The organism is Streptomyces murinus (genome assembly GCF_002154555.1).
Classification (GTDB): domain Bacteria; phylum Actinomycetota; class Actinomycetes; order Streptomycetales; family Streptomycetaceae; genus Streptomyces; species Streptomyces murinus.
This window is the reverse complement of record NZ_MUNF01000247.1, coordinates 1-4,792: the sequence shown is the minus strand read 5'-3', so window position 1 is coordinate 4,792 and position 4,792 is coordinate 1. Positions and strand designations below refer to the sequence as shown.

Genomic DNA, 4,792 nt, shown 5'->3' with positions numbered 1-4,792 from the left:
CGATACCCGGAGGCGGCGCTCGCCGAGGTGGTCGCCGCCTTCGCCGCCGGCTCCGGGCCGGTCGCCGTGGACGCCGAGCGCGCCTCCGGGTATCGCTACGGCCAGCGCGCGTATCTGGTGCAGCTGCGCCGCGAGGGCGCCGGCACCGCGCTGATCGACCCCGTCGGCTGCCCCGACCTGTCCGCGCTCGGCGAGGCGCTGTCCGGCGTGGAGTGGGTGCTGCACGCGGCCACCCAGGACCTGCCGTGTCTGCGCGAGATAGGCATGCTCCCCACCCGGCTGTTCGACACCGAGCTGGCCGGCCGGCTCGCCGGGTTCCCCCGGGTGGGCCTCGGCGCCATGGTGGAGAACGTCCTCGGCTTCGTCCTGGAGAAGGGCCACTCCGCCGTCGACTGGTCCACCCGCCCGCTGCCCGAGCCGTGGCTGCGCTATGCCGCGCTGGACGTCGAACTCCTCGTGGACCTGCGCGACGCCCTGGAGAAGGAGCTGGACCGCCAGGGCAAGCTGGAGTGGGCCCTCCAGGAGTTCGACGCGATCGCGAGCGCCCCGCCGGCCGAGCCCCGCAAGGAGCCCTGGCGCCGTACGTCCGGGATGCACAAGGTACGGCGCCGCCGTCAGCTGGCCGTCGTACGGGAACTGTGGGAGACGCGGGACCGCATCGCGCAGCGGCGCGATGTGTCGCCGGGCAAGGTACTGCCGGACGCGGCGATCGTGGAGGCGGCGCTGGCCGTGCCGGGCAATGTGCACGCGCTGGCGGCGCTGACCGGGTTCGGGCACCGCACCGGGCGCCGGCAGCTGGAGCAGTGGCAGGCGGCGGTGGACCGGGCGAAGGCGCTGCCGGAGTCCGAACTGCCGCAGCCGGGACAGCCGGTGACGGGTCCGCCCCCGCCCCGGGCGTGGGCCGACAAGGACCCCTCGGCGGCGGCGCGGCTCTCCGCCGCGCGGGCCGCGGTGACGACGCTGGCCGAGCAGCTGGCCATGCCGCAGGAGAACCTGATCTCCCCGGACACGGTCCGCCGGCTCTGCTGGCAGCCGCCCGCCGCGGTCGACGCGGGATCCGTCTCGACGGCGCTCGCGGGATACGGCGCGCGTCCCTGGCAGGTGGAACTGGTGACGCCGGTCCTGGTGACCGCGCTGTCGGGAAAGGGCGCCTGAGCGCCGTAGAACAGATCGAGATCGAGCGGCCGCGGGTCCACCGTGGCCGCTCGCGCCGCTTCCCGCCCCCTGACGGGGGGCTGCGGGGCCGTACAGATCGCGCCAACCTCCGGACGGCTCCCCCTCTCCCGCCGGTGTGACCTTCGCCGCTGGCACCCCTGACGCTGGGCAACTACATTACTCGCAAGTAGCATGGGCTTAAGCAAGCGCTCAGCGTCCCGCACCATGGAGGAGAGCCATCGTGCCTCGTACCGTCAGGGACGTCGTCTTCGTCGACGGCGTCCGCACCCCGTTCGGCAAAGCGGGCCCGAAGGGCATCTACCACGAGACTCGCGCCGACGACCTCGTCGTCAAGGCGATCCGGGAGCTGCTGCGCCGCAACCCCGGCCTCGACCCGAAGAAGATCGACGAGGTCGCCATCGCCGCGACCACGCAGATCGGTGACCAGGGTCTGACCCTCGGCCGCACGGCCGGCATCCTCGCCGGCCTGCCGCAGTCGGTGCCGGGTTACTCCATCGACCGCATGTGCGCCGGTGGTCTGACCGCCGTCACGTCCGTCGCCGGCTCCATCGCCTTCGGCGCGTACGACGCCGTCATCGCCGGTGGTGTCGAGCACATGGGCCGCCACCCGATGGGCGAGGCCGTCGACCCCAACCCGCGCTTCGTCAGCGAGAAGCTGGTGGACGAGTCGGCCCTGTTCATGGGCATGACCGCGGAGAACCTGCACGACCGCTACCCGAGCCTCACCAAGCTGCGTGCCGACCAGTACGCGGTGCGCTCGCAGGAGAAGGCCGCCAAGGCGTACGCCGACGGCAAGATCCAGCAGGACCTGGTGCCGATCTCGGTGCGCCGCACCACCCCCGTCGGCGGCGAGACCGGCTGGGGCCTGGTCACCGCCGACGAGCCGATGCGCCCGGGGACCACCCTGGAGGGCCTCGCCAACCTGAAGACGTCGTTCCGCGTCCACGGTCGCGTCACCGCCGGTAACTCGGCCGGTCTGAACGACGGTGCCACCGCGTCGATCGTCGCCAGCGAGGACTTCGCCCGCGAGCACGGCCTCCCGGTCAAGATGCGCCTGGTCTCCTACGCCTTCGCCGGCGTGGAGCCCGAGGTCATGGGCTACGGCCCGATCCCGGCCACCGAGAAGGCGCTCGCCAAGGCGGGCCTGTCCATCTCGGACATCGGCCTGTTCGAGATCAACGAGGCCTTCGCCGTCCAGGTCCTGGCCTTCCTCGAGCACTACGGCATCGCGGACGACGACGCGCGCGTCAACCAGTACGGCGGCGCCATCGCCTTCGGCCACCCGCTCGCCTCCTCCGGCATCCGTCTGATGACCCAGCTGGCCCGCCAGTTCGAGGAGCAGCCGCACGTCCGCTACGGCCTGACCACCATGTGTGTCGGCTTCGGCATGGGCGCGACGGTCATCTGGGAGAACCCGCACTTCGAGGGGGACAAGTGAGCACCACCGAGCTTCTGAAGCAGGCTTCGGGCCTGTTCCCCGACGAGGTCGTCACCAGTGCGCACGTACGCCACTTCGACCTCCCCTTCGGCGCCGGCCGCTTCGCGCTGATCACGCTGGACAACGGCCTGGACCACACCAAGCCGACCACCTTCGGACCGGCCTCGCTCGCCAATCTGAACGCGGCGATCGACCAGGTCGAGCAGGAGGCGGCCGAGGGCGCGCTCGCCGGTATCGGCATCACCGGCAAGCCGTTCATCTTCGCCGTCGGCGCCGACCTCAAGGGCGTCGAGCTGCTGAAGGAGCACGAGCACGCGCTCGCCATCGGCAAGGGCGGCCACGAGGTCTTCAAGCGCCTCTCGGGCCTCGCCGTGCCGACCTTCGCCTACTACAACGGCGCGGCCATGGGCGGCGGTGTCGAGGTCGGTCTGCACTGCACCTACCGCACCGTCTCCAAGGCGATCCCGGCGTTCTCGCTGCCCGAGGTCTTCCTCGGTCTGGTCCCCGGCTGGGGCGGCTGCACCCTGCTGCCGAACCTGATCGGCGCCGACAAGGCCGTCTCGGTCATCATCGAGAACTCGCTGAACCAGAACAAGCAGCTCAAGGGCAAGCAGGTCTTCGAACTGGGCATCGCCGACGCCCTGTTCGAGGGTGCCGACTTCCTGGAGCAGTCGCTGCTGTGGACCGCCCAGGTCCTCAAGGGCGACGTCACCGTCGAGCGCCCGGAGATCGACCGCGGCGAGGCCTGGGACCAGGCCGTCGCCAAGGGCCGCTTCATCGCCGACTCCAAGGTGCACGGCGCGGCCCCGGCCGCCTACCGCGCCCTGGAGATCATCGAGGCCGCCAGGAACGGCGACCTCCAGCAGGGTTACGACGCCGAGGACCAGGCGCTCGCCGACCTGATCATGGGCGGCGAACTGCGCGCCGGCATCTACTCGTTCAACCTGGTGCAGAAGCGCGGCAAGCGCCCCGTCGGCGCCCCGGACAAGAGCCTGGCCCGCCCGGTCACCAAGGTCGGCGTCGTCGGCGCCGGTCTGATGGCCAGCCAGCTCGCGCTGCTCTTCCTGCGCCGTCTGGAGGTGCCGGTCGTGCTGACCGACATCGACCAGGAGCGCGTCGACAAGGGTGTGGGCTACGTCCACGGCGAGATCGACAAGCTGCTCGGCAAGGGCCGTATCCACCAGGACAAGGCCAACCGTCTCAAGGCGCTGGTCACCGGTGTCCTGGACAAGGCCGAGGGCTTCGCGGACGCGGACTTCATCATCGAAGCCGTGTTCGAGGAGATGAGCGTCAAGCAGAAGGTGTTCGCGGAGGTCGAGGCGGTCGCCCCGGCGCACGCGGTCCTCGCGACCAACACCTCCTCGCTGTCGGTGTCGGAGATGGCGTCCAAGCTCCAGCACCCCGAGCGGGTCGTGGGCTTCCACTTCTTCAACCCGGTCGCGATCCTGCCGCTGCTGGAGATCGTGCGCGGCGAGCAGACCGACGACGCCTCCCTGGCCACCGCCTTCGCGGTCGCCAAGAAGCTGAAGAAGACCGCGGTGCTGGTCAAGGACGCCCCGGCGTTCGTCGTGAACCGCATCCTGACCCGCTTCATGGGCGAGATCCAGAACGTCATCGACGAGGGCACCCCGGTCGAGGTCGCCGAGAAGGCGGTCGAGCCGCTGGGCCTGCCGATGTCCCCGCTGGTCCTGCTCGAACTGGTGGGCCCGGCGATCGGCCTGCACGTCTCGGAGACCCTCAACCGGGCCTTCCCGGACCGCTTCACGGTCTCCCCGAACCTGAAGGCCGTGGTCGAGGCCGGCAAGCGCGGCTTCTACGTCTACGACAGCGGCAAGCCGGAGCTGGACCCCGAGGTCGCGGCGCTCCTCAAGCAGGGCGATGTCGTCCTGACCGAGGAGCAGGTGCGTGACCGCGTCCTGGACGCGGTGGCGCAGGAGATCGGGCTGATGCTGGACGAGGGCGTCGTCGCCGAGGCCCAGGACATCGACCTGTGCCTGATCACGGGCGCCGGCTGGCCCTTCCACCTGGGCGGCATCACGCCGTACCTGGACCGCGAGGGCGTCTCGGAGCGCGTGAACGGCAAGCCGTTCCTGTCCCCGGGCGTGGCGAGCGTCCCGGCGTAACCCCGGCAGCGCGAACACGAAGGGCCCCCGCCTCGGCGAATTCCAGGGGTCGTAG

The 4,792-nt window shown here is 71.0% G+C and carries 3 protein-coding genes; all 3 read left to right on the top strand.

All coding sequences use genetic code 11. From position 1 onward, the window contains the following. A partial coding sequence (locus CCN72_RS16600; RefSeq protein WP_208638023.1) for a ribonuclease D occupies positions 1–1,155 on the top strand: 1,155 nt, incomplete at its 5' end. A gap of 241 nt (positions 1,156–1,396) precedes the next feature. Next, positions 1,397–2,614, top strand: coding sequence for a thiolase family protein (locus CCN72_RS16595; protein WP_037655383.1), 1,218 nt, complete (start codon positions 1,397–1,399; stop codon positions 2,612–2,614). Next, positions 2,611–4,737, top strand: coding sequence for a 3-hydroxyacyl-CoA dehydrogenase NAD-binding domain-containing protein (locus CCN72_RS16590; RefSeq protein ID WP_086808188.1), 2,127 nt, complete (start codon positions 2,611–2,613; stop codon positions 4,735–4,737). The genes CCN72_RS16595 and CCN72_RS16590 overlap by 4 nt, the downstream gene beginning before the upstream one ends. The last annotated feature ends 55 nt before the right edge of the window (positions 4,738–4,792 follow it).